General features: G+C 72.9%; 18 protein-coding genes. 13 read left to right on the plus strand and 5 right to left on the minus strand.

The features are described from left to right. Positions 1 to 125 precede the first annotated feature (125 nt). Positions 126 to 698 carry an RNA 2',3'-cyclic phosphodiesterase gene (thpR, locus tag AB0D49_RS12405; RefSeq protein ID WP_362755801.1) on the plus strand — a complete coding sequence of 191 codons (573 nt, stop codon included), beginning with the start codon at positions 126 to 128 and terminating at the stop codon, positions 696 to 698. A 264-nt stretch (positions 699 to 962) separates the two neighbouring features. Here the strand turns inward: thpR and AB0D49_RS12410 are convergent, their stop codons facing one another. After that, positions 963 to 1,955 carry an aldo/keto reductase gene (locus AB0D49_RS12410; protein WP_362755122.1) on the minus strand — a complete coding sequence of 331 codons (993 nt, stop codon included), beginning with the start codon at positions 1,953 to 1,955 and terminating at the stop codon, positions 963 to 965. Between the two features lie 126 nt (positions 1,956 to 2,081). Here AB0D49_RS12410 and AB0D49_RS12415 point away from each other — a divergent pair, with 126 nt between their 5' ends. After that, positions 2,082 to 2,843 (plus strand): aminoglycoside adenylyltransferase family protein, encoded by a 762-nt coding sequence (locus tag AB0D49_RS12415; RefSeq protein WP_362755125.1) that lies wholly within the window; start codon positions 2,082 to 2,084, stop codon positions 2,841 to 2,843. Here AB0D49_RS12415 and AB0D49_RS12420 read toward each other — a convergent pair. Beyond that, a complete protein-coding gene (locus tag AB0D49_RS12420) occupies positions 2,831 to 3,505 on the minus strand; it encodes a GDSL-type esterase/lipase family protein (protein ID WP_362755128.1) in 675 nt (224 codons plus the stop codon). The two genes, AB0D49_RS12415 and AB0D49_RS12420, sit on opposite strands and share 13 nt — an antisense overlap. 303 nt (positions 3,506 to 3,808) lie before the next feature. Here AB0D49_RS12420 and AB0D49_RS12425 point away from each other — a divergent pair, with 303 nt between their 5' ends. Then, positions 3,809 to 4,804 (plus strand): WD40 repeat domain-containing protein, encoded by a 996-nt coding sequence (locus tag AB0D49_RS12425; protein WP_362755131.1) that lies wholly within the window; start codon positions 3,809 to 3,811, stop codon positions 4,802 to 4,804. 32 nt (positions 4,805 to 4,836) lie between these two features. On the opposite strand, the gene AB0D49_RS12430 is transcribed toward AB0D49_RS12425, so the two are convergent. Then, positions 4,837 to 5,769 carry a TetR/AcrR family transcriptional regulator gene (locus AB0D49_RS12430; RefSeq protein WP_362755134.1) on the minus strand — a complete coding sequence of 311 codons (933 nt, stop codon included), beginning with the start codon at positions 5,767 to 5,769 and terminating at the stop codon, positions 4,837 to 4,839. Positions 5,770 to 5,910: 141 nt separating this feature from the next. On the opposite strand from AB0D49_RS12430, the gene AB0D49_RS12435 reads away from it, so the two are divergent. The 4 genes from AB0D49_RS12435 to AB0D49_RS12450 all read left to right on the plus strand — a co-directional run bounded on the left by AB0D49_RS12435 (position 5,911) and on the right by AB0D49_RS12450 (position 8,974). Continuing rightward, positions 5,911 to 6,915 carry an ATP-binding cassette domain-containing protein gene (locus AB0D49_RS12435; protein ID WP_362755137.1) on the plus strand — a complete coding sequence of 335 codons (1,005 nt, stop codon included), beginning with the start codon at positions 5,911 to 5,913 and terminating at the stop codon, positions 6,913 to 6,915. Continuing rightward, positions 6,912 to 7,760, plus strand: coding sequence for an ABC transporter permease (locus AB0D49_RS12440; RefSeq protein WP_362755140.1), 849 nt, complete (start codon positions 6,912 to 6,914; stop codon positions 7,758 to 7,760). Before AB0D49_RS12435 ends, AB0D49_RS12440 begins: the two co-directional genes overlap by 4 nt. Positions 7,761 to 7,928: 168 nt before the next feature. Then, positions 7,929 to 8,798 carry a helix-turn-helix transcriptional regulator gene (locus tag AB0D49_RS12445; protein WP_362755143.1) on the plus strand — a complete coding sequence of 290 codons (870 nt, stop codon included), beginning with the start codon at positions 7,929 to 7,931 and terminating at the stop codon, positions 8,796 to 8,798. After that, on the plus strand, positions 8,795 to 8,974 hold the full coding sequence (locus tag AB0D49_RS12450) for a DUF397 domain-containing protein (RefSeq protein ID WP_362755146.1): 180 nt from the start codon (positions 8,795 to 8,797) through the stop codon (positions 8,972 to 8,974). Before AB0D49_RS12445 ends, AB0D49_RS12450 begins: the two co-directional genes overlap by 4 nt. 212 nt (positions 8,975 to 9,186) lie before the next feature. Here AB0D49_RS12450 and serC read toward each other — a convergent pair whose 3' ends face one another. Together serC and AB0D49_RS12460 are read right to left on the minus strand one after the other, a co-directional pair. Next, positions 9,187 to 10,305 carry a phosphoserine transaminase gene (gene serC, locus AB0D49_RS12455; protein ID WP_362755149.1) on the minus strand — a complete coding sequence of 373 codons (1,119 nt, stop codon included), beginning with the start codon at positions 10,303 to 10,305 and terminating at the stop codon, positions 9,187 to 9,189. 87 nt (positions 10,306 to 10,392) lie between these two features. Continuing rightward, complete coding sequence (locus AB0D49_RS12460) at positions 10,393 to 10,833, minus strand: DNA-binding protein (protein ID WP_362755152.1); 441 nt, start codon at positions 10,831 to 10,833, stop codon at positions 10,393 to 10,395. Positions 10,834 to 10,988: 155 nt separating this feature from the next. Here AB0D49_RS12460 and AB0D49_RS12465 point away from each other — a divergent pair, with 155 nt between their 5' ends. From AB0D49_RS12465 to AB0D49_RS12490, 6 genes are all read left to right on the plus strand, one after another. Next, complete coding sequence (locus AB0D49_RS12465; protein ID WP_362755155.1) at positions 10,989 to 13,913, plus strand: FAD-binding and (Fe-S)-binding domain-containing protein; 2,925 nt, start codon at positions 10,989 to 10,991, stop codon at positions 13,911 to 13,913. Between the two features lie 129 nt (positions 13,914 to 14,042). Then, positions 14,043 to 15,047: an EamA family transporter gene (locus AB0D49_RS12470; RefSeq protein ID WP_362755158.1), complete on the plus strand. Its 1,005-nt coding sequence runs from the start codon at positions 14,043 to 14,045 to the stop codon at positions 15,045 to 15,047. A 335-nt stretch (positions 15,048 to 15,382) separates the two neighbouring features. Beyond that, the gene (locus AB0D49_RS12475) at positions 15,383 to 16,195 is read left to right on the plus strand and encodes a TIGR03084 family metal-binding protein (protein ID WP_362755161.1); all 813 of its coding nucleotides are present in this window, start codon (positions 15,383 to 15,385) and stop codon (positions 16,193 to 16,195) included. Continuing rightward, entirely contained in the window at positions 16,192 to 17,898 is a 1,707-nt protein-coding gene (locus AB0D49_RS12480) for an acyclic terpene utilization AtuA family protein (RefSeq protein ID WP_362755164.1), read from the plus strand. The genes AB0D49_RS12475 and AB0D49_RS12480 overlap by 4 nt, the downstream gene beginning before the upstream one ends. Before the next feature lie 632 nt (positions 17,899 to 18,530). Continuing rightward, positions 18,531 to 20,129 carry a carboxyl transferase domain-containing protein gene (locus tag AB0D49_RS12485; protein ID WP_362755167.1) on the plus strand — a complete coding sequence of 533 codons (1,599 nt, stop codon included), beginning with the start codon at positions 18,531 to 18,533 and terminating at the stop codon, positions 20,127 to 20,129. Positions 20,130 to 20,380: 251 nt separating this feature from the next. Continuing rightward, positions 20,381 to 22,228, plus strand: coding sequence for a biotin carboxylase N-terminal domain-containing protein (locus AB0D49_RS12490; protein ID WP_362755170.1), 1,848 nt, complete (start codon positions 20,381 to 20,383; stop codon positions 22,226 to 22,228). The last annotated feature ends 57 nt before the right edge of the window (positions 22,229 to 22,285 follow it).

Here is a 22,285-nt window from a genome sequence, read left to right on the forward strand (position 1 = left end):
TGGTCCCGCCATCTCCGCTGGCCCCGCCATCTCCGCTGATCCCGCCATCTCTGCTGATCCCGCCATCTCTGCTGATCGCGCCCGACGGCGGCACGGCGTCCATGACCATGAGAGACATGACAGGCATGAGACTCTTCGCCGCCGTCCTGCCGCCCGAACCCGTCGTCGCCGCACTCGCCGCCGAGGTGACCGCCCTGCGCGGCCTCCCCGGCGCGGAGGCGCTGCGCTGGACGGAGCCGACCGGATGGCACTTCACCCTCGCGTTCTACGGGGAGGTGGCGGACGATGTCGTCCCCGACCTGTCCGCACGGCTGGCGCGGGCGGCGGGACGTACGGCGCCGTTCGCGCTGGCCGTGCGGGGCGGCGGGCAGTTCGGGCACGGCCGCGCCCTGTGGGCCGGGGCGGACGGGGACCTCGCGGAGCTGCGGCGGCTCGCGGACCGCGCGGAGGCGGCCGGGCGCCGGGCGGGCGCGGGCACCGGTGAGCACCGCCGCTACCGGCCCCACCTGACGCTGGCCCGCGCCCGCACCGAACTGGACGCCGGGCCGTATCTGGAGGCGCTGGACCGGTTCGCTGGTCCGCGGTGGACGGTCACCGACCTGGCGCTGGTGCGCAGCAACCCGCCGGTCTCCGGAGTGCCGGGCGAGCGACCGCGGTACGAGGTGGCCGGGCGCTGGGTGCTCGGGGGTGGCGGTTAGGCTCGGGGCGTGGACCCGAAGACCCGGAACCGGATCATGGCCGGTGCGCTTGTTCTTTTGTTCGTGGTGATCGCCGTGGCCTCTGCGGTGGGGGGGTAGGGGGACGCGGGGGCGGTGGGGGGTGGTGGCGCTTGTGTGCCGGGTGCGCGTCGGTGGGGGCTGATCGCGCAGTTCTCCCCCAGAGGGGGCACCCCCACCCCCAGAGGGGGTACCCCCAGCGCCCCTAAAGGGCGATGGCCCCTCCCCCCTCTGCCAGGCGAACCCCTACCAGGCGAACGCCTCCGGGCTCGGGCCCGGACCCGGGAAGATGTCGTCCAGGCCCTTGAGGACGTCGTCCGACAGGTTCAGTTCGGTCGCTCGCAGCGCCGACTCCAACTGCTCCGTGGTCCGCGGGCCGACGATCGGGCCGGTGACGCCGGGGCGGGTGAGCAGCCAGGCGAGCGCGGTCTCGCCGGGTTCCAGGCCATGCTGGTCGAGGAGATCCTCGTAGGACTGGACACGGGCGCGGACCGTCGGGTCGTTCAGCGCGTCGGCAGCGCGGCCGGACGCCCGGCGTCCGCCCTGGACCTGCTTCTTGATCACGCCGCCGAGGAGCCCGCCGTGCAGCGGGGACCAGGGGATGACCCCGAGGCCGTAGTCCTGGGCGGCCGGGATGACCTCCATCTCGGCGCGCCGCTCGGCGAGGTTGTAGAGGCACTGCTCGCTGACCAGCCCGATGGTGCCGCCGCGCCGCTGGGCGATCTCGTTGGCCTGGGCGATCTTGTAGCCGGGGAAGTTGCTGGAACCGACGTAGAGGATCTTGCCCTGCTGGATCAGGACGTCGACGGCCTGCCAGATCTCCTCGAACGACGTGGCCCGGTCGATGTGGTGGAACTGGTAGAGATCGATGTGGTCCGTCTGGAGCCGCTTCAGGGAGGCGTCGACGGCCCGGCGGATGTTCTTCGCGGAGAGCTTGTCGTGGTTGGGCCAGGGGTCGCCGTCGGGGGCCATGTTCCCGTACACCTTGGTGGCGAGGACGACCTTGTCCCGGCGGTCGCCGCCCTTGGCGAACCAGTTGCCGATGATCGTCTCGGTACGGCCCTTGTTCTCGCCCCAGCCGTAGACGTTCGCGGTGTCGAAGAGGTTGATGCCCGCGTCCAGCGCCGCGTCCATGATGGCGTGGCTGTCGGGTTCGTCCGTCTGCGGACCGAAGTTCATCGTGCCGAGGACGAGTCGGCTGACCTTGAGTCCCGTGCGTCCGAGCTGCGTGTACTCCATGGTCCACAGCCAACGGCTTCGAGTGGACTCCAGGCAAGTGGGCTCGGACGGGGCATGATCCGGTCACACCGTCGACGGGCGGAAAGGCTTGGACAGGTGTCTCCGGCGGGCCGCATAGTGCCCGGCATGGCATCGAACCCCACCGCCCCCACCGCCCCCCGTGTCCTCGCCGCCCTCCTCCGCCGGTGTCTCGGGGACAACGTCCTCGCCCTCTATCTGCACGGGTCCGCCGTGTCCGGCGGGCTGCGGGCGCACAGTGATGTGGATGTGCTGGTGGTGGTGGAGCGGGAGCCGACGGAGGAGGAGCGGCGGGGGCTCGTGGGGGAGTTGATGACGGTGTCGGGCGGGGACGCCCGGCCGGTCGAGGTGATCGTGGTGGTGCGGGCGGAGATCACGCCGTGGCGGTACCCGCCGCGCAGCGCGTTCCTGTACGGGGAGTGGCTGCGGGACGCGTACCAGCGGGGATACGTGCCCGGACCCGAGGTCATGCCCGATCTCGCGCCGCTGATCACCATGGCCCGGGACGGCGACACCCCGCTGTACGGGCCGTCGGCACGCGAGCTGCTGCCCGTCGTACCGCACGCCGATCTGCGGCGGGCGATCGTCGCCGGGGTGCCGGAGCTGCTGGCCGAGCTGGACACGGACACCCGGAACGTGCTGCTGACCCTCGCCCGGATCTGGACCACCCTCGCCACCGGGGCGATCCGGACGAAGGACGCGGCGGCCGAGTGGGCCCGCGAGCGGGTCCCGGTGGAACACCAGGCCGTGCTGGAGTGGGCACGGCGGGGATATCTGGGGGAGGACACCGGCGCCGCGCCGGACGGGGTGGCCGGGTGCGCGGAGGCGCTGGTGGCGGAGATCGGGCGGTGCGCGGGTCAGGGGGCGTAGGGGCCGCCCAGGTCCCAGCCCTGGTGCAGGGCGTCCGCGAAGGCCGCCGCGATCTTGTGCTCCCCGGTGGTGTTGGGGTGCGTGCCGTCGTAGGTGTCGGTGTGCAGGTCGTACGTGGGGGGCGGCGAGGCCAGCAGCAGCGGGGAGCGGGGCTCGTCCAGGTCGGCCACGGCCTTCGCGAGGAGTTCGTTGAAGGTGGTCACCTCGGCGGCGAAGTGGTCGTCGGCGGCGGCCCGGATGTTCGGTATCACCGGCAGCATCACCATCCGTACGCCCGGCCGGGTCCGTCGCGCCCCGGCGACGAACGCCCGTACGTTCTCGGCGGTCTGCCCGGCGTCCGTGTAGAAGCCCAGGTCGATCAGGCCGAGGGCGACCAGCAGCACATCGGCCTTCGCCCTGCGCGCCGCGTCCCCGATCACCGGCGCCATGTGCTGCCAGCCCTCGCCCCAGCCCGCGAGATGCCCGCGCGGGAAGTCCGGCTCGGCATAGGCGTACGACACGGGCTCCTCGGCGGTCTTGTCGTAGAGCGCGTCCCTCGGGCCCACCAGGGTGAACGGCCCACCGTAGGTGGCGCACAGATGCCGCCACAGGCGGTAGCGCCAGGTGTGCTCCCCCGCACTGCCGATGGTCATCGAGTCGCCTACCGGCATCAACCTGAGCATCCGCTCATGATGGACGATCGGGGGGAGCGGTGTGCTCCGGGGGTCTGATTCGGCGGGCGGGCAGGTGGCGGGGGTCCGGTTCGGAGGGCGGGCCCGGTGTCGAGGGTCTGGTTCGGAGGGCGGGCCCGGTGTCGCGGGTCCGGTTCGGCGGGCGGGCCGGTGTCGAGGGTCTCGTGTCGGGGGTCGTGAAGGGGCCGGGCCGCGGATCGTCGTCCCGCGCGGGCATCCGCGCGCCGGGCGCCACGCACCGGCGCGAACGGGTGTGCGGGCCGGAACGGACGTACGGGATGGCAGTCTTGGGACATGCGCCGATCCCTGGTCCCCCTCGCCGCCGCCGTGCTCACCGGCGGGCTGCTGTCCTTCGCGCCGCCCGCGTCCGCCGCCGACGGCGACGAGGGGTTCACGATCAAGGACCCCAGAATCACCGAGTCCAGCGGTCTCGCCGCGTCCCGCCAGCACCCCGGGATCTACTGGACCCACAACGACAGCGACGACGGCGCCTTCCTCTACGCCGTCGACAGCGCGACCGGCGACACGGTCGCCACCGTGACCCTGACCGGCGTCGGCACCCCCCGGGATGTCGAGGCGATCTCGATCGGCCCCGACGACCAGATCTATGTCGGGGACATCGGCGACAACCTCGGCGGCACCTGGGACCACGTCTGGATCTACCGGCTCCCCGAGCCGAAGCAGCTCACCGACCAGACCGTCCGGGCCACGCAGTACGACGTCCAGTACCAGGACGGCGCCCGGGACGCCGAGTCGCTGGTCGTGCACCCGGAGACCGGCCGCGTCTACATCGTGGACAAGAACAGCGCGGGCGGGCATCTCTACGAGGGACCGGCCGAGCTGTCGCCGTCCGGCATGAACGTGTTCACGTCCATCGCCGCCGTCCCCGACCTGGAGGCCACCGACGCCGCCCTCTCCCCGGACGCCCGCCGGCTCGTCGTCCGCAGCTACTTCGGGGCCGTCGCCTACGACTGGAACGGCGGGAAGCTCAAGCGGCTGGGGCGGCTGAGCGTGCCGACCGGGTTCGTCCAGGGCGAGTCCGTCACCTACACCGCCGACGGAGGCCGGCTGATGTACGGGGCGGAGGGCGAGGGGAGCCAGGTGCTGCCCGGCGACCCGCCCGGCGGCGGCGCGGCGGCGGGTGCGCAGGACTCCGGGTCGAGCGGCTCGGGCGGCGGCGGTGCGGGTGACGGCGACACGCGCAACCTGACCGTGGGGGCGGGCGCGCTGGGCGCGGCGGTGGTGGCGATGCTGGTGCTGGGGGCGCGGCGCAGGCGGCGGCGGGGGTAGGCAGGGGTAGGCGGGGTTCTCCGGAGGGAGGCTCACTTCCCCGGCGGGGCGTCGGCGGAACCGGGGTGCGGTGTCCGCCGGGAGGTGTCCTGCGCTCCCCGGGAGGCGTCGGGTGCTCCCCGGGAGGCGTCGGGTGCTTGCCGGGAGGTGTCCTGCGCTCGCCGGGCCACCTCCACCTCCAGACCGTCCAGGATGCGCTGGAGGCCGAACTCGAAGTGGTCGAAGTCCGAGCCCCAGGTGTCCTCGTCCAGCGCGGCGATGAGCGGGAAACGCCCTGAGGCCATGACCTCCGTCAGGATCGGGACCTGCGCCTCCCAGAACTCGATGTCGGTCAGCCCCGTCCGCCGCTCCCGCTCCGCCTCATGCACCCGGGTGCGCGCGGCACCGACGACATAGCTGTCGACCAGGATGATCACCGAGACCAGCTCACGGTCGGGCAGCCCCATCGGACGGATACGGGAGAGCACCTTCTCCATGCCGTCCAGCGCGCTCGGGCCGAGGATCGGCCGGGACTGGTTGACGTGCAGCAGCCAGGGGTGGCGGCTGTAGAGGGTGAGGGTGGCGCGGCCCATCGCCTCCAGCGCGGAGCGCCAGCCGCCGTCGCCCAGGTCGGCGGGGTTCGCGGAGGGGCGCTGGACGCGGTCCAGCATCAGATCGAGCAGTTCGGCCTTGCCGGGGACGTACCGGTACAGCGACATCGCGCCGGTGCCCAGCTCCGCGGCGACCCGGCGCATGGAGAGCGCCTCCAGCCCCTCCGTGTCGGCGACGCCGACGGCGGCCTCGATGATCCGCTCCAGCGTCAGACCGGGCTTGGGGCCGCGGCTGGGGCGGCGGCCGGTGTCCCACAGCAGCTCCAGGGTGCGCACGATGTCCCCCGCGCCGCTGGCCTCCGCGGTGCCGGACCCCTTGGGACCCCTCACGCCGGGGCCGCGGCCACCGGCGTCGGCATTCTCGCCGCTCGTCATGGCGTCCACTTTAAAGGGCTGGTGGGGAGGCCGGAAATTAAATTGAGTACGGCGTACGCGCAATCGGGTACGCTGTACCCGGTTAGCCGGTCGCCAGGACGGGACGGGACGCGACCGGGACCCGATGGAGGGGGAAGGCACATGGACGGTTTCGCGGTACGGGCCGAGGGCCTGGAGAAGCGGTACGGCGAGAAGCGGGCGCTGGACGGATTCGATCTCGCCGTCCGCGAGGGCACCGTGCACGGACTCCTCGGGCCGAACGGCGCCGGGAAGACCACCGCCGTACGCATCCTGTCCACGCTGGTCACCCTGGACGGTGGACGGGCCACGGTCGCCGGGCTCGATGTGGCGGCCAGGCCGCGCGAGGTCCGCGCCCGGATCGGCCTGACCGGTCAGTACGCGGCGGTGGACGAGGTCCTCACCGGTCGGCAGAACCTGGAGATGTTCGGCCGGCTGTTCCATCTCGGCGGGCGCCGCGCGAAGAGCCGCGCGGTGGAACTGCTGGAGCAGTTCGATCTGACGGAGGCCGCCGACAAGGGCGCCGGTGGCTACAGCGGCGGGATGCGCCGCCGTCTGGACCTGGCGGCCTCGATGATCCTCGCCCCGGCCGTCCTCTTCCTCGACGAGCCGACGACCGGCCTCGACCCGCGCAGCCGCGGCGAGGTGTGGGAGTCGGTACGCGCCCTGGTCGCGAGCGGTACGACGGTCCTGCTGACCACCCAGTATCTGGAGGAGGCCGACAAGCTGGCCTCCCGGATCACCGTCATCGACCAGGGCCGGGCCATCGCCGACGACACCCCGGACGGACTGAAGAACCTGATCGGCGGCGACCGGGTGGAGGTGGTCCTCGCCGAGCGCGCGGACCTGGCGCGGACGGTGAAGGTGGTCGCCCGGGTCGCGGACGGCGAACCGGAGTCCGACGCGTCGGAGTTGCGGGTGCACGCCCCGGTGACCGACCGGGTGGCGGCGCTCACCGAGGTCGCCCGGGTCCTCCAGGACGAGGGCGTCCGCGTCGAGGACATCGGCCTGCGCAGGCCGAGCCTGGACGATGTGTTCCTGCGCCTGACGGGCCACCGGGCGCAACGCGCGGAGCCGGAGAAGACGAAGTCGCCGAAGGTGAAGGACAAGGAGGCCGCTGCCGTATGAGCACCGCGCACACCCTGAAGGCGGACGGCCCCGCGGGCCTGTCCACCGCCCCCGCCCACGGCAGTACGTTCTGGCTGTTCTCGGACGTCTGGAACATCGTCCGGCGCGGACTGACCTACTACCAGCGCCAGCCGGTGAACATCGCCTGGCAACTGGGCTTCCCGATCCTCTCCGTCCTCCTCTACGGCTATGTCTTCGGCAGTGCGATGACCGTGCCGGGCGGCGGGGACTACAAGGACTTCCTGATGCCCGGCATGTTCGTGATGACCATGGCCTTCGGCTTCATCAACACGGCGACGGTCGTGGTCTACGACTCCACCAAGGGGGTCATCGACCGGTTCCGCTCGATGCCGATGTCGTCGTCGGCGGTGGTCGCGGGCCGGGGCGTGACCGATCTGCTGGTGGCCTGCGCCGAGTTGGCCATCATGATGCTGACCGCGATGGCGATGGGCTGGCGCCCGGACGGCGGCTGGGGCTTCCTGGCGGCCTTCGGTCTGCTGCTGTGGCTGCGCTTCGCCCTGATCTGGGTCGGGGTCTGGCTGGGGCTGCTGGTGCCGAACCCGGAGGCGGCGGGCGGTCTGTTCGCCGTGGCCTTCCCGCTCACCATGATCTCCAGCATCTTCGTGGCCCCGCAGCTGATGCCGGACTGGCTGGGCTGGGTGGCGGCCTGGAACCCCATCTCCTCCACGGCCGCCGCGACCCGGGACCTGTTCGGAACGCCGGTCGGGGGCGGTGACTCCTGGATCGAACAGCACGCGCTGCTGATGTCGGGCGTGTGGCCGCTGATCCTGACGGCGGTCTTCCTGCCGCTGGCGGTCCGGAGGTTCCAGCGACTGAGCCGGTAGGCGCGGGGACAGGGGGCTGGAGGGCTGGTGGAGGGGGTGCATTCGGGGTGAATATGTCCCGAATGCACCCTCTCCACTGAATGCATTCACTCGTCCACTCGATCGAGTGACGGGCGCTCACGGCCTGTGATCGCTGTGGGAGTGTGACCGCAGGAGAGGGGAGGTCACATGCCCGCAGGTGGACGGCCGACCGTGCGCAGTCGGCGTTTGGGTACGGCACTCAGGCAGTACCGTCATGCCGCCAGTTTCGACCAGCCGCAGGCCGCCGAGATCATCGCGGCGAGTCAGGCCCGGGTCAGCCGTCTGGAGAGCGGGCATGTCACGGCCCGGGTGATCGAGGTCCGGCTGCTGCTCGACGCGTACGGTGTCGACGACCCCGAAGTGCGCTCCAAGCTGGAGGAGTTGGCCAAGCACTCCAAGAGCCGGGGCTGGTGGCTGGAGCACGCCGCCCATCTGCGGCCGGACTACGTCGACCACATCGCGCTGGAGGACGACGCCACTTACATCCGCGAATGGCAACCGGTCCTGGTGCCGGGGCTGTTGCAGACCCCGATGTACGCGGAGGCGGTCATCTCGGCGGGGCCCGACTATGTGGCGCCCGAGGTCATCGCCCAGTTGGTGAAGGTGCGCAGGGGGCGGCAGGCGAAGATCGGCGAGGGCGGGGCGTCGTACACCGCGATCATCTGGGAGGCGGTGATCGCGCATCCGCTGGTCAGCGTGGAGATCCACCGTGAGCAGCTGGCCGCGATCCTGGAGGTCGGGCGGCGCAAGAACGTGACGGTGCAGGTGCTGCCGTTCAGCGCGGGGGCGCTCGCCGCGGCGAGTTCGGCGTTCTCGTCGTTCAGCTTCGACACCGAGCCGGCCGCCGAAGCGGTCACGATGGAGAACCTCCGGGGCACGTCCGTCCTCGAAGCGCCCGAAGACCTCGCAGCTTACGGCAATACGTTCGACCTACTACGATCAGCGGCGTTGACGCCGGACGCCAGCTCGAAGTACCTGCGGGCCATAGTGCGGACCCTCAAGGAAGACTCATCGTGACGGACGTTGTGGGGCCCTTCCGGAAGTCGTCGTACTCCGGACAGCAGGGAAACTGCGTGGAGGTGGCCCCCACGGCGTCCGAAGGTCACACCGTCCGCGACAGCAAACGCCCCGACGGCCCACGGCTCACGGTGTCACGTGACGGCTGGCGGGCGTTTTTAGGGCAGTTCGAGTAGGCATGTTTGGCATATGCCAGAGGCATTTTCGACGTACTGGATGTCTGGCTCGACCGGTCCCTGACGGTGACCCGGGCCGGGGATCTGTTCGTGGACGGTGGCGGAGAGCCGCGCGAGCCCCGGTAGCCGTCCAGCCGTGGGCAAGCCGAAGGGCGCCCGGTGATCCGTTGTCGGATCGCCGGGCGCCCTTCGTGCGAGGTGGTGCCGAGGTGTCAGAGCTGCTCGATGACGTAGTCCACGCAGCGGGTGAGCGCCTCGACGTCCGACGGCTCGATCGCCGGGAACATCGCCACGCGCAGCTGGTTGCGGCCGAGCTTGCGGTAGGGCTCGGTGTCGACGACGCCATGGGCGCGCAGCACCTTGGCGACGGCCGCGGCGTCGACCTCGTCGGTGAAGTCGATCGTGCCGATGACCTGGGAGCGCTTGGCCGGGTCGGTGACGAACGGGCTGGCGAACTTCACGTCCTCCGCCCAGCCGTACAGCGTCCGCGCGGAGGTGGCCGTCCGCCGGACCGCCCAGTCCAGACCGCCCTGGCCGTTGATCCACTCCAGCTGCTCGTTGAGGAGGAAGAGGGTGGACAGGGCGGGGGTGTTGTACGTCTGGTTCTTGCGGGAGTTGTCGATCGCCGTCGGCAGCGAGAAGAACTCCGGGATGTGGCGGCCGGACGCGTGGACGCGCTCGGCGCGCTCGATCGCGGCGGGGGAGAAGACGCCGATCCACAGGCCGCCGTCGGAGGCGAAGGACTTCTGCGGGGCGAAGTAGTAGACATCGGTCTCGGCGATGTCGACCGGGAGACCGCCCGCGCCGGACGTGGCGTCCACCAGCACCAGCGCGCCCTCGTCGGCGCCCGCGACCCGCTCGATCGGCATGGCGACACCGGTCGAGGTCTCGTTGTGGGTGAAGGCGTAGACGTCGACGCCGGGCGCCGCCACCGCCTGGGGGTGCGTACCGGGGTCGGCGGCGATGATGTCCGGGTCCGCCAGCCACGGCGCCAGCTTCGCCGCCTTCGCGAACTTGGAGCTGAACTCGCCGAAGCTGAGGTGCTGCGACTTGTTCTCGATCAGGCCGTGTGTCGCGATGTCCCAGAACGCCGTGGAGCCGCCGTTGCCGAGGATCACCTCGTAGCCCTCGGGCAGCTGGAACAGCTCACGGACGCCGTCGCGCACCTTGCCGACCAGGTTCTTCACCGGGGCCTGGCGGTGGGAGGTGCCGAGCAGAGAGGTACCGGTGGCGGCGAGGGCGTCCAGCGCCTCGACACGCACCTTGGAGGGGCCAGCGCCGAATCGACCGTCGGCGGGCTTGAGGTCAGCGGGAATCTGGATATCGGCCACGACCGCGAGGGTATCGGCTGGGCGAAACCGGGCCGAACCATGTCCGTCGGATGAGACGAAACGACCGGGGGCTGGATATGTGGATCTCTACACCTCCGTGCGGCTCGCCAGCCGTTCGTAGCGCTGCCGGGCCGCCTGTGGTGTGCCGAGGCCCAGGCCGAAGGCGATCTCCTGCCAGGTCATGCCCCGTCCCCGGGCCATCTGGAGCAGTCCGGTCTCCAGCTCGTCCAGCTCGCCCCGGACCAGGGGGACGAGGCTCAGCGCGGCGGTGATGTCCGCCTGGTCCACTTCCGGCTCCCCTTCCTCCCGCAGCGCCGCCCCGCTGAGCAGGAACGACACGAGTCGCACTGCCTCGTGCGGGCCGAGGAAGGAGGGGTGTGTCTGGCGTCGGCGCTGGGCGTCGGTGGCCGCGTGACGCTCGCTGATACGGAGAAGGGAGGCGTAGACGCGCTGGGCGCGGGCCTGTTCGGGGTGGGGAGGGGTGAAGGGGTCGGGCGATTCGGGCGATTCGGGCGGTGAGGGATTCATGGGCTCAAGGATGAGCCGCCGCGCGCTTCGATGTCAATGAATTATTGTGAATCACCTGAGGTGAACGAGTCGTTCAATCTCTGTTTGTGTGACAAGTGGTGGGTGCCTGTGGACACCTTTGTGTCACTGTCCGTGACGGCGTGCATCCTGGGGGCATGGCGGAGTACACGGATCTTGAAGCAGAGTTGCGCGGGGCCGTCCGGGGGGAGGTCGGGTTCGATGTGACCTCGCGGGCGCTGGTGACCATGGACGCGTCCAACTACCGGCGGGTCCCGCTGGGGGTGGTGGCGCCCAGGGACGCGGACGACGTGGCGGCGGTGCTCGACGTGTGCCGGGCGCGAGGCGTGGCGGTGGTGCCGCGCGGCGGCGGTACGTCGATCGCGGGACAGGCCACCGGGACGGGCGTGGTGCTGGACTTCACCCGGCACATGAACCGGCTGGTCGCCCTGGACCCGGAGAGCCGTACCGCCGTCGTGCAGCCGGGGCTCGTCCTGGACCGGCTCCAGGAGGCCGCCGCCCCGCACGGACTGCGCTTCGGACCCGACCCGTCCACACACAGTCGCTGCACCCTCGGCGGGATGATCGCCAACAACTCCTGCGGCTCCCACTCGGTGGCCTGGGGCACGACCGCGGACAACGTGCGTGAGCTGAGCGTGATCAGCGGCGGCGGACGGCGGCTGACGCCGGGTCCGGAGTGGGCGGGCGCGCCGGACGGGCTGCGGGCGCTGATCGAGCGGGCGGAGGTGGCCGAGCGGCTGCGCACCGGCTTCCCGGACCTGCCCCGCCGGATCTCCGGATACGCGCTGGACGCGCTGCTGCCCGAGCGCGGCGGCGATGTCGCCCGGTCCTTCTGCGGTTCGGAGGGCACGCTCGGAGTGATCACGGAGGCGGTCGTGCGCCTGGTGGCGGCCCCGCCCGCCCGAGCGCTCGCCGTGCTGGGGTACGCGGACGAGGCCGCCGCCGCGGAAGCCGCCCCCGGCCTGCTGTCGTACGGGCCGCTGACCGTGGAGGGCATGGCCGCCGACCTGGTGCGGGACCCCTCGGCGGGGCTGCCGCGCGGCGGCGCCTGGCTGTTCGTGGAGACCGGCGGGGACACCCCGGCGCAGGCCCGCGCGGCGGCCGACGCGGTGGTGCGCGCGGCCGACGCCCTCGACGCCCAGGTGATCACCGACCCGGCCGGACAGCGCGCGCTGTGGCGCCTCCGCGAGGACGCGGCCGGTACGGCGACGAGGATGCCGGACGGCAGCGAGGCATGGCCCGGCTGGGAGGACTGCGCGGTCCCGCCCGCCCGGCTCGGCCCCTATCTGCGCGACTTCCGCGCCCTGCTCTCCGCCCACGACCTGCGCGGCACGCCGTACGGCCACTTCGGCGACGGCTGTATCCATGTCCGGATCGACTTCGACCTGCTGACCGAGACGGGCATCGGCCGCTTCCGCCGCTTCTCCGAGGAACTCGCCGCGCTGGTCGTCGCCCACGGCGGCTCGCTCTCCGGGGAGCACGGCGACGGACAGGCCCGCGCCGAACTCCTCCCCGTGATGTACGGCCCGCAGACGGTCGCCCTCTTCGAACAGGTCAAGGACCTCTGGGACCCCGACGGCCTGCTGAACCCCGGGATGCTGGTCAGGCCCGCCCCGCTGGACCACGACCTGCGGTTCGCGCCGCTGCCCCGCGAGCCCGTCGACGTGGCCTTCGGCTACCCCGCCGACGGCGGTGACTTCTCGGCCGCCGTCCGCCGCTGCGTGGGCGTCGCCAAGTGCCGGACGACCACGGCGGGCGGGTCCGCCGTCATGTGCCCGTCCTTCCGCGCCACCGGAGAGGAGGAGCACTCCACCCGGGGACGCGCCCGGCTGCTGCACGAGATGCTCGCCGGGGAGCTGGTGACGGACGGCTGGCGCTCCACGGAGGTACGGGACGCGCTGGACCTGTGCCTGTCCTGCAAGGGCTGCCGCTCCGACTGCCCGGTCGGCGTCGACATGGCCACCTACAAGGCGGAGTTCCTGCACCACCACTACGCCGGGCGGCGCAGGCCCGCCGCCCACTACACGCTGGGCCGGCTCCCGTTCTGGCTGCGCTGGACCGCCCGCACCCGCACGGCGTGGCTGGTCAACGCCCTCGCCGCGGTGCCGCCGCTGGCCCGGCTCGGCAAGCGGCTGGCCGGTGTCGACCGGGAGCGGGCGATCCCCCGGCTGGCGCGGCGGACGTTCAGCCGCTGGTGGGAGCGGCGGCGCGGACGGACCCCGGCCCGGCCGGGAGCCGAGCTGGTCATCCTGTGGCCGGACACCTTCACCGAACACCTCTCGCCCGCCGTCGGCGAGGCCGCCGTCCAGGTCCTGGAGGCCGCCGGACTGCGCGTCGCGCTCCCGCCGACCGTGCACTTCACCCGCCCGCCCATCGGCGACGGCATCTCCGTCGCCCTGGACCCGATGACCCTGCTGCGCGGCCGGGGCCGGGTCTGCTGCGGCCTCACCTACACCTCCACCGGCCAGCTCGACCGCGCCCGCGCGGTGCTCCGCCGCACCCTCGACCTCATGGGACCGGTGCTGGAGACGGACGCCCCGGTGGTCGTCCTGGAGCCGAGCTGCGCCGCGGCCCTCCGCACCGACCTGCCCGAACTGTTCCCCGACGACCCGAGAGCGGCCCGCCTCGCCGCCCGGGTGCGCACCTTCGCCCAGACCCTGGAGGAGCACGCCCCGCACTGGACACCGCCCCGCCTCGACCGCCCGGCGACCGGCCAGACCCACTGCCATCAGCACGCGGTCCTCGGCGACGCCGCCGAACGACGGCTCCGCGCCGCCGCCGGACTGACCGGCGACCTGTCGGGCGGCTGCTGCGGCCTCGCCGGGAACTTCGGCTTCGAACGCGGTCACGCCGGGATCTCCCGGGCCTGCGCGGAGGAACAGCTCCTGCCGGCACTGCGTGAGGCGGCCCCCGGGCAGAGCGTGGTCCTCGCGGACGGCTACTCCTGCCGCACCCAGATCGAGCAGCTCGGGGGCGTGCGGGGACGGCATCTGGCCGAGGTGCTGGCGCAGGCGCTCACCGAGCCGCCCCCGGGGGGCCCGCCCCCGGAGAGTGAGCGGTGAGAGTGAGCAGCATGACACCCGGGTCAGTGGCATACCCCATTCACACGCCTGACCAAGTCCATTACCCTGGACCGGAAAGTGCATGGAAGTGAACAACATCAGCCCGCACCGAACCCCTTGGAACGCCCAGTGACCACCCCCGACGCCACCACCTCCGTCACCCCCGCCGGCTCCGCCGCCACCTCGGCAGCTCCAGGGCCGACCGGGGCCGGACCCCGCCGCCGGGGCGGGCTGGGACCGGTCGGGCTGGTGCTGGCGGGCGGGCTGTCGGTGCAGTTCGGCGGGGCGCTGGCGGTGACCCTGATGCCTCGGGCCGGGGCGCTCGGGATCGTCACGCTGCGGCTGGCGGTGGCGGCGATCGTGCTGCTCATCGTCTGCCGTCCCCGGCTGCGCGGCCACTCCCGCACCGACTGGGGCACGGTCCTCGTCTTCGGCATCACCATGGGCGCGATGAACGGCCTCTTCTACCAGGCCGTGGACCGTATCCCGCTGGGTCCCGCCGTCACTCTCGAAGTGCTCGGCCCGCTCGCCCTGTCCGTCGTCGCCTCGCGCAGAGCGATCAACTTCGTCTGGGCGGGGCTGGCCCTCGCGGGCGTGTTCCTGCTGGGCGGCGGCGGCTTCGACAGCCTCGACCCGGTCGGCGCGGCCTACGCCCTGGCGGCGGGCGTGATGTGGGCGGCGTACATCGTGTTCAGCGCGCGGACCGGACGCCGGTTCCCGCAGGCGGACGGGCTGGCGCTGGCGATGGCGGTGGCGGCGGTGCTGTTCCTGCCGCTGGGCGTCGCCGAGTCCGGTATGAAGCTGCTGGAGCCGGAGATCCTGCTGCTCGGCGGCGCGGTCGCGATCCTCTCCTCCGTCCTGCCCTACACCCTCGAACTCCTCGCCCTGCGCAGACTGCCCGCCCCCACCTTCGCCATCCTGATGAGCCTGGAACCGGCCATCGCGGCCACCGCCGGTTTCCTGATCCTCAACCAGGCCCTGACCGCGATGGAGGCCGCCGCCATCGCCCTGGTCATCGCGGCCAGCATGGGCGCGGTCCGCACCCAGACGCGCGGGCTGAACCCGGGGAAGAGAGAGCGGCGGGGGAAGCGGCCGAGGCGGGAGAAGAAGGCGCCGGTTCCGACGGAGCGGTAGGGGTATCGGCAGCGGCAGCGGCAGCCGTTGCCGTAGCCGTAGCCGTAGCCGTAGCGGCGCCGGGGTCGATGCCGGGCTCGCGTAGGGGTCGCTGCCGGGCCCGCGTAGGGGCGTCGACCTCATCCAGCCACTCGCGCACGCCCACCCGCCCGCGCCGGTCCCCGCGCAGGGGATGCCCACCGTGGAACGACCCCCTCCCGTCCCCACCTCACCCCACCCTCCCTTCAATGCAAGCACGCTTGCTTGTTTCTTCCGCCGCTGACATGCTCTCCCCGCACCACCCCGCACCGCACTCGTACGTCCGCACACCGTTGTGACCCGAGGGGAGCGTCACCGTGGCCGATCCGACGCCCGTGTTCGACGATCTGCGCGCGGAGGGCGCGGAGGTGGACGCGATCGTCGCCGCGCTGAGCGCGGAGCGGTGGGCGGCCCCCACCCCCGCTCCGGGATGGAGCGTGGCGCACCAGATCGCGCATCTCGCCTGGACGGACGAGTCGGCGCTGCTCGCGGTGACCGACGCGGACGGGTTCCGGGCCCGGGTGGAGAAGGCACTCGCCGCGCCGGACACCTTCGTGGACGACGGGGCCAGGGAGGGCGCCGCGCTCCCGCCCCCGGAGCTGCTGGCCCGCTGGCGGGCGGGGCGGGACGCGCTGGAGCGCGCGTTGCGGGCGGCGCCCGACGGAGCCCGGTTCCCCTGGTACGGGCCGCCGATGGCCGCCGCCTCCATGGCGACCGCCCGGATCATGGAGACCTGGGCGCACGGGCTGGACATCGCGGACGCGGTGGGCGTGGTGCGCCCGCCCTCGGCGCGGCTGCGGCATGTGGCGCGGATCGGGGTCCGGGCGCGGGACTACGCGTTCGGGGTGCGTGGACTGACCCCGCCCGCGCGGGAGTTCCGGGTGGAGCTGCGCGGGCCGTCGGGGGAGACCTGGGCGTACGGGCCGGAGGACGCCGAGCAGCGGGTGACGGGTCCGGCGCTGGACTTCTGTCTGCTGGTGACCCGGCGCGCCCACCGGGACGACCTCGACGTCCGGGCGTTCGGGCGGGACGCGGACCGGTGGCTGGACATCGCGCAGGCGTTCGCCGGACCGCCCGGCGCCGGACGCCCGCCTGCCGCGTCCCGCGCCGACGAGGAAGACGCCCGATGACGACCACGACGACCACCCCGCCCCCGCCGCTCCGCGTGGGCAACGCCTCCGGCTTCTACGGCGACCGCTTCGACGCCATGCGCGAGATGCTCACCGGCGGCGAACTGGACGTCCTGACCGGGGACTACCTCGCCGAGCTGACCATGCTCATCCTCGGCCGGGACCGTCTGAAGGACCCCGCCGCCGGATACGCCCGGACGTTCCTGAGGCAGTTGGAGGACACTCTCGGGACGGCCCATGACCGGGGCGTGCGGATCGTCACCAACGCGGGCGGACTGAACCCGGCGGGGCTCGCCGACGCCGTACGCGGGCTCGCGGAGCGGCTCGGGGTGCCGGTGCGGGTGGCGCATGTCGAGGGCGACGACCTCACCGCCGCCCACCCCGGCACACTCGCCGCGCACGCCTACCTCGGCGGCTTCGGCATCGCCGCCTGTCTGCGGTCGGGCGCGGACGTGGTGGTGACGGGGCGGGTGACGGACGCCGCGCTGGTCACCGGGCCCGCCGCCGCGCACTTCGGATGGGGGCCCAGGGAGTACGACCGGCTGGCCGGTGCGGTCGTCGCCGGGCATGTGCTGGAGTGCGGCACCCAGGCGACCGGCGGCAACTACGCCTTCTTCCACGAGCCCGGCAAGGACGTCCGGCGCCCCGGATTCCCGCTGGCCGAGATCCACGCCGACGGGTCGAGCGTCATCACCAAACACCCCGGCACCGGCGGTTTCGTGGACATCGGGACGGTCACCGCGCAACTGCTGTACGAGACGGGCGGCGCCCGGTACGCGGGACCGGATGTCACCGCCCGCCTGGACACCGTACGGCTGACGCAGGACGGGCCGGACCGGGTGCGGATCGCGGGGGTGCGGGGCGAGGCACCGCCGCCGACCCTCAAGGTCGGGCTGAACCGGCTCGGCGGATTCCGCAACGAGGTCGTCTTTGTGCTCACCGGGCTGGACATCGAGGCCAAGGCGGAGCTGGTGAAGGGGCAGTTGGCGGACGCGCTGGCCAAGGACCCGCCCGCCGAGGTCCGCTGGGAGCTGGCCCGCACCGACCGGCCCGACGCGGACACCGAGGAGACGGCGAGCGCGCTGCTGCGGCTGGTCGTGCGGGACCCGGAGGAGCGCAAGGTCGGCAGGGCGCTCAGCGGGGCCGCCGTGGAGCTGGCGCTGGGGAGCTACCCCGGGTTCCATGTGGTCGCGCCCCCGGGGAAGGGCGCGCCCTACGGGGTGTTCGCCGCGCGGTACGTCCCGCAGGACGCGGTGGCGCACACGGCCGTGCTGCCGGACGGGCGCCGGGTGCCCGTGCCGCCGGCCGCCGACACCCGGGTGCTCGAAGAGGCCGGGGCGCCCGAACTGCCCGAGCCGTTGCCCGCCGGGGCCGTGCGGCGGGCGCCGCTCGGTTCGGTCGCCGGGGCCCGGAGCGGGGACAAGGGCGGGAACGCCAACGTCGGGGTGTGGGCGCGGTCGGAGGACGGCTGGCGGTGGCTGGCGCACGAGCTGACCGTGGAGCGGTTCAGGGACCTTCTGCCCGAGACCCGTGACCTGCCCGTCACCCGGCATCCGCTGCCCCGGCTGCGGGCCCTGAACTTCGTCGTCGAGGGCATTCTCGGGGAGGGCGTCGCCGCGCAGGCCCGCTTCGACCCCCAGGCCAAGGCCCTCGGCGAATGGCTCCGCTCCCGCCACCTGGACATCCCGGAGTCCCTCCTGTGACGCCCCCCACCACCACCGGCCAACCGGCGCACGCCCGTCCGGCGACGAGAGCCCTTGCCCACCGCCCGCTTGGCGCCCGTCGGGCGACGAGGGTCCTTGTGCGCCGCCCGCTTGGCGTCCGTCGGGCGACGAGGGTCCTTGTGCGCCGTCCGTTTGGCGTCCGTCGGGCGACGAGGGTCCTTGTCCGCCGCCCGCTTGGCGTCCGTCGGGCGACGAGGGTCCTTGTGCGCCGCCCGCTTGGCGTCCACCCCGCGATGACCGCCCCTGTGCGCCAACCGGTCCGCGTTCGCCGAGCGGGGACTGTCCTTGTCCGGCGTCCGGCGGGCGCCTGTCCGGCGATGACTAGGCCCGCCCGCCAACTGGCCTGCCCCCGTTCGGCGGCGGCTGCCCTCGCCGGTCAACTGGCCCGCGTTCGTCTGGCGGGGACTGTCCCTGTCCGGCGTCCGGCGGGCGCCTGTCCGGCGATGACCGCGCCCGCCCGCCAACCGGCCTGCCCCCGTCCGGCAGCGACCGCCCCCGCCCGCCGCCCCGCCCGCGCCCACCCGGCGGCGACCGCCCCCGCCCACCCCCCAACACCCCCCAACACCCCCCTCCACCCCCACCCGCACCCCCACCCACCCAAAGGCCCGCCCGTGACCCGTCTCCACACCGCACTGGATCCCACCGACCCCGATCACCTCGCCCACCGCGCCACCATGCTCGGCAAGCTCGACGCGCTGGCCGTCGAGCACGCCAAGGCGCTGGCCGGGGGCGGGGAGAAGTACGTCCAGCGGCACCGGGCCCGAGGCAAGCTGCTCGCCCGGGAGCGGATCGAGCTGCTGCTCGACCCCGACACGCCCTTCCTGGAGCTGTCGCCGCTCGCCGCCTGGGGCAGCGACTACACGGTCGGCGCCTCGCTCGTCACCGGGATCGGCGTCGTCGAGGGCGTCGAATGCCTGATCACGGCCAACGACCCCACCGTGCGCGGCGGCGCCAGCAACCCCTGGAGCCTGAAGAAGGCGCTGCGCGCGAACGACATCGCGCTGGCCAACCGCCTCCCCTGCATCAGCCTCGTGGAGTCCGGCGGCGCCGACCTCCCGTCGCAGAAGGAGATCTTCATCCCCGGCGGGGCGATCTTCCGGGACCTCACCCGGCTGTCCGCCGCCGGAATCCCCACCGTGGCCGTCGTCTTCGGGAACTCGACGGCGGGAGGGGCGTACATCCCCGGCATGTCCGACCACGTGATCATGGTCAAGGAGCGAGCCAAGGTGTTCCTCGGCGGTCCGCCCCTGGTCAAGATGGCGACCGGCGAGGAGAGCGACGACGAGTCGCTCGGCGGCGCCGAGATGCACGCCCGCACCTCCGGCCTCGCCGACTACTTCGCCGAGGACGAGCGCGACGCCCTGCGCCAGGCCCGCCGGGTCGTGGCCCGCCTCAACCACCGCAAGGCGCACGGCGACCCGGGCCCGGCCGAGCCGCCCAAGTACGACCCCGAGGAACTCCTCGGCATCGTCCCCGGCGACCTGAAGATCCCCTTCGACCCGCGCGAGGTGATCGCCCGGATCGTGGACGGCTCCGACTTCGACGAGTTCAAGCCGCTGTACGGAACCAGCCTCGCCACCGGCTGGGCCCGGCTGCACGGCTATCCGGTCGGCATCCTCGCCAACGCCCAGGGCGTGCTGTTCAGCGCCGAGTCGCAGAAGGCGGCCCAGTTCATCCAGCTCGCCAACCAGCGGGACATCCCGCTCCTCTTCCTGCACAACACCACCGGCTACATGGTCGGCACGGAGTACGAGCAGGGCGGGATCATCAAGCACGGCTCGATGATGATCAACGCGGTCAGCAACAGCCGCGTCCCCCATCTCTCCGTCCTCATGGGCGCCTCCTACGGCGCCGGGCACTACGGGATGTGCGGCCGGGCCTACGACCCGCGCTTCCTGTTCGCCTGGCCGAGCGCCAAGTCCGCCGTGATGGGCCCGCAGCAGCTCGCCGGGGTGCTGTCGATCGTCGCCCGCCAGTCGGCCGCCGCGAAGGGGCAGCCGTACGACGAGGAGGCGGACGCCGCGCTGCGCGCGATGGTGGAGCAGCAGATCGAGTCGGAGTCACTGCCGATGTTCCTCTCGGGACGGCTGTACGACGACGGGGTGATCGACCCCCGCGACACCCGTACCGTCCTCGGCCTGTGCCTGTCCGCCGTCCACACCGCGCCCTACGAGGGCGTGCGCGGCGGCTTCGGCGTCTTCCGGATGTGAGGGACAGACCCATGACACCGACGGACCGCCCCACACGCCCCACGACGACCGCGGATCAACCCGCGCCCGCGACGGACCGCCCCACGACGACCGCGGATCAACCCGCGCCCGCGACGGACCGCCCCACGACGACCGCGGATCAACCCGCGCCCGCGACGGACCGACCCACGACCACCGCAGATCAACCCACAACCGCAACAGACCGCCCCCCGACCACCGCGGACCAACCCATCACCACGAGGGACCGATCCATGATCACCTCGCTCCTCGTCGCCAACCGTGGCGAGATCGCCGCCCGGATCTTCCGCACCTGCCGTGACCTGGGCATCCGCACGGTCGCCGTGTACTCGGACGCCGACGCGGACGCCCTGCACACCCGCCTGGCCGACGACGCCGTACGGCTGCCGGGGGCCGCCTCCGCCGACACCTACCTCCGTGCCGACCTGGTCGTGAAGGCCGCCCTCGCGTCCGGCGCCGACGCCGTGCACCCCGGATACGGCTTCCTCTCCGAGAACCCGGACTTCGCCCGCGCGGTGCTGGACGCGGGACTCGTATGGGTCGGCCCGCCCCCGGCCGCGATCGAGGCGATGGCGTCCAAGACCCGCGCGAAGGAGCTGATGGGCCTCGCCCCGCTCACCGAGGTCACCGAGGCCGACCTCCCGGTGCTGGTCAAGGCGGCGGCGGGCGGCGGCGGACGCGGTATGCGGATCGTCCGCGAACTCGCCGCCCTGGAGACGGCCCTGGAGGGCGCCCGCGCGGAGGCGGCGAGCGCGTTCGGCGACGGCGAGGTGTTCGTCGAGCCGTATGTGGAGCGGGGCCGCCATGTCGAGGTGCAGATCCTCGCCGACACCCACGGCACGGTCTGGACGCTCGGCACCCGCGACTGCTCGCTCCAGCGCCGCCACCAGAAGGTGATCGAGGAGGCCCCGGCCCCGGACCTCGCCCCGGAGCTGACCGCCGAGCTGTACACGCTTGCCGAACGCGCCGCCCGACGCGTCGACTACGTGGGCGCCGGGACCGTCGAATTCCTGGTCGCCGACGGCCGGGCGCACTTCCTGGAGATGAACACCCGCCTCCAGGTCGAACACCCCGTCACCGAGGCCGTGTTCGGCCTGGACCTGGTCGCCGAACAGCTCCGGATCGCCGAGGGCCACCCGCTGCCCCCGCAGCCCCCCACCGCCCGTGGCCACGCCGTGGAGGCCCGCCTCTACGCCGAGGACCCGGCCCGCGACTGGACCCCCCAGACCGGCCCCCTGCACCGCCTCACCGTCCCGGACTCCGTCCGCCTGGACACCGGCTACACGGACGGCGACGACATCCCCGTCCACTACGACCCGCTGCTCGCCAAGGCCGTCGCCCACGCCCCCACCCGCGCCGAGGCGCTGCGCAGGCTGGCCGGAGCCCTGGAGCGCGCCGAGATCCACGGCCCGCCCACCAACCGCGAGCTGCTCGTCCGCTCCCTGCGGCACCCCGAGTTCACGGCCGCCGCCATGGACACCGGTTTCTACGACCGCCACCTCACCGACCTCACCGCCCCCGTCCCCGACCCGTACGCCCCGCTGGCCGCCGCGCTCGCCGACGCCCACGGCCGCTCCCGCTTCGGCGGCTTCCGCAATCTCCCCTCCCAGCCGCAGACCAAGCGCTATCTGATGGCGGGGGAGGAGCACGAGGCCGCCTACCGCCCGACCCGCGACGGCGGCTGGGAGGCGGAGGGCGTCCGGGTCGTGTCGGTGGCCCCGCACCGGGTGGTCCTGGAGACGGCGGGCGTCCGCCGTACGTACCCGGTCGCCCGGTACGGCGACGAGATCCATGTCGGCACCACCCGCCTCACCGCCCTCCCGCGCTTCCCCGACCCCACCGCCCAGCACGCCCCCGGCTCCCTCCTGGCCCCCATGCCGGGCACGGTGGTCCGGTTGGCGGAGGGCCTGGCCGAGGGCACCCCCGTGAAGGCGGGCGACCCCCTCCTCTGGCTGGAGGCCATGAAGATGGAACACCGCATCACGGCCCCCACAACGGGAGTCCTGGAGACCCTGAATGTGAAACCGGGCCAACAGGTAGCGCTGAACTCCCTACTAGCCGTAGTCCAACCCACCCCTTAGGGGCGCTGGGGGTACCCCCTCTGGGGGAGGAACTGCGCGAGCAACCACGACGAAACC

The organism is Streptomyces sp. NPDC048290 (assembly GCF_040652095.1).
Taxonomy (GTDB): Bacteria; Actinomycetota; Actinomycetes; order Streptomycetales; family Streptomycetaceae; genus Streptomyces.